This window comes from Streptomyces sp. NPDC037301, assembly GCF_055602785.1.
In genome coordinates, this window is sequence record NZ_JBVJWD010000129.1 from 1 (window position 1) to 3,286 (window position 3,286).

1 rRNA gene is annotated in these 3,286 nt (G+C 56.7%); it reads right to left on the reverse strand.

The annotated features are described in order from the left end of the window. Positions 1–22 precede the first annotated feature (22 nt). Positions 23–3,147: ribosomal RNA gene (locus ACZ7IB_RS48630) — 23S ribosomal RNA — on the reverse strand. Between the last annotated feature and the right edge of the window lie 139 nt (positions 3,148–3,286).

Sequence of the window (3,286 nt, forward strand, 5' to 3'; positions counted from 1 at the left end):
AACACAGTGGACGCGAGCAACTGAGGACAAGCCCTCGGCCTATTAGTACCAGTCAGCTCCACCCGTTACCGGGCTTCCACATCTGGCCTATCAACCCAGTCGTCTACTGGGAGCCTTAACCAATCAAGTTGGTGGGAATACTCATCTCGAAGCAGGCTTCCCGCTTAGATGCTTTCAGCGGTTATCCTTTCCGAACGTAGCCAACCAGCCATGCCCTTGGCAGGACAACTGGCACACCAGAGGTTCGTCCGTCCCGGTCCTCTCGTACTAGGGACAGCCCTTCTCAATATTCCTACGCGCACAGCGGATAGGGACCGAACTGTCTCACGACGTTCTAAACCCAGCTCGCGTACCGCTTTAATGGGCGAACAGCCCAACCCTTGGGACCGACTCCAGCCCCAGGATGCGACGAGCCGACATCGAGGTGCCAAACCATCCCGTCGATATGGACTCTTGGGGAAGATCAGCCTGTTATCCCCGGGGTACCTTTTATCCGTTGAGCGACAGCGCTTCCACAAGCCACTGCCGGATCACTAGTCCCGACTTTCGTCCCTGCTCGACCCGTCGGTCTCACAGTCAAGCTCCCTTGTGCACTTACACTCAACACCTGATTGCCAACCAGGCTGAGGGAACCTTTGGGCGCCTCCGTTACTCTTTAGGAGGCAACCGCCCCAGTTAAACTACCCATCAGACACTGTCCCTGATCCGGATCACGGACCCAGGTTAGACATCCAGCACGACCAGAGTGGTATTTCAACGGCGACTCCACAACCACTGGCGTGGCTGCTTCAAAGTCTCCCACCTATCCTACACAAGCCGAACCGAACACCAATATCAAACTGTAGTAAAGGTCCCGGGGTCTTTCCGTCCTGCTGCGCGAAACGAGCATCTTTACTCGTAGTGCAATTTCACCGGGCCTATGGTTGAGACAGTCGAGAAGTCGTTACGCCATTCGTGCAGGTCGGAACTTACCCGACAAGGAATTTCGCTACCTTAGGATGGTTATAGTTACCACCGCCGTTTACTGGCGCTTAAGTTCTCAGCTTCGCCGACCCGAAAGTCAGCTAACCGGTCCCCTTAACGTTCCAGCACCGGGCAGGCGTCAGTCCGTATACATCGCCTTACGGCTTCGCACGGACCTGTGTTTTTAGTAAACAGTCGCTTCTCGCTGGTCTCTGCGGCCACCCCCAGCTCATGGAGTAAATCCAATCACCAGTGATGGCCCCCCTTCTCCCGAAGTTACGGGGGCATTTTGCCGAGTTCCTTAACCATAGTTCACCCGAACGCCTCGGTATTCTCTACCTGACCACCTGAGTCGGTTTAGGGTACGGGCCGCCATGAAACTCGCTAGAGGCTTTTCTCGACAGCATAGGATCATCCACTTCACCACAATCGGCTCGGCATCAGGTCTCAGCCTTAACGTGTGACGGATTTACCTACCACACGGCCTACACCCTTACCCCGGGACAACCACCGCCCGGGCTGGACTACCTTCCTGCGTCACCCCATCGCTTACCTAGTACAAGTCTGGTTCGTCGGCTCCACCACTACCCTCAACTCCGAAGAGATCGGGCCGGCTTCACGGACTTAGCATCGCCTGATTCAGTATTGGGCGTTTCAAAGCGGGTACCGGAATATCAACCGGTTGTCCATCGACTACGCCTGTCGGCCTCGCCTTAGGTCCCGACTTACCCTGGGCAGATCAGCTTGACCCAGGAACCCTTAGTCAATCGGCGCACACGTTTCTCACGTGTGTATCGCTACTCATGCCTGCATTCTCACTCGTGAACCGTCCACAACTCGCTTCCGCGGCTGCTTCACCCGGCACACGACGCTCCCCTACCCATCCGTACTCCCGTTGGGGATACATGTACGAATGACACGACTTCGGCGGTACGCTTGAGCCCCGCTACATTGTCGGCGCGGAATCACTTGACCAGTGAGCTATTACGCACTCTTTCAAGGGTGGCTGCTTCTAAGCCAACCTCCTGGTTGTCTCTGCGACTCCACATCCTTTCCCACTTAGCGTACGCTTAGGGGCCTTAGTCGATGCTCTGGGCTGTTTCCCTCTCGACCATGGAGCTTATCCCCCACAGTCTCACTGCCGCGCTCTCACTTACCGGCATTCGGAGTTTGGCTAAGGTCAGTAACCCGGTAGGGCCCATCGCCTATCCAGTGCTCTACCTCCGGCAAGAAACACACGACGCTGCACCTAAATGCATTTCGGGGAGAACCAGCTATCACGGAGTTTGATTGGCCTTTCACCCCTAACCACAGGTCATCCCCCAGGTTTTCAACCCTGGTGGGTTCGGTCCTCCACGAAGTCTTACCTCCGCTTCAACCTGCCCATGGCTAGATCACTCCGCTTCGGGTCTTGAGCGTGCTACTGAAACGCCCTGTTCGGACTCGCTTTCGCTACGGCTTCCCCACACGGGTTAACCTCGCAACACACCGCAAACTCGCAGGCTCATTCTTCAAAAGGCACGCAGTCACGACTGCATGTGCAAGCACATACAGCGACGCTCCCACGGCTTGTAGGCACACGGTTTCAGGTACTATTTCACTCCGCTCCCGCGGTACTTTTCACCATTCCCTCACGGTACTATCCGCTATCGGTCACCAGGGAATATTTAGGCTTAGCGGGTGGTCCCGCCAGATTCACACGGGATTTCTCGGGCCCCGTGCTACTTGGGTGTCTCTCAAACGAGCCGTCAATGTTTCAGCTACGGGGGTCTTACCCTCTACGCCGGACCTTTCGCATGTCCTTCGCCTACATCAACGGTTTCTGACTCGTCTCACAGCCGGCAGACCGTGAAAGAGAGATCCCACAACCCCGCATGCGCAACCCCTGCCGGGTATCACACGCATACGGTTTGGCCTCATCCAGTTTCGCTCGCCACTACTCCCGGAATCACGGTTGTTTTCTCTTCCTGAGGGTACTGAGATGTTTCACTTCCCCTCGTTCCCTCCACACTGCCTATGTGTTCAGCAGCGGGTGACAGCCCATGACGACTGCCGGGTTTCCCCATTCGGACACCCCCGGATCAAAGCTCGGTTGACAGCTCCCCGGGGCCTATCGTGGCCTCCCACGTCCTTCATCGGTTCCTGGTGCCAAGGCATCCACCGTGCGCCCTTAAAAACTTGGCCACAGATGCTCGCGTCCACTGTGCAGTTCTCAAACAACGACCAGCCACCCATCACCCCACCCCGAAGGGCGAGTTCACTGGGGCCGGCAACTGAAGGCGACCTCACGGCCGTACCCTCAGATACCCAACAACGTGCCCGG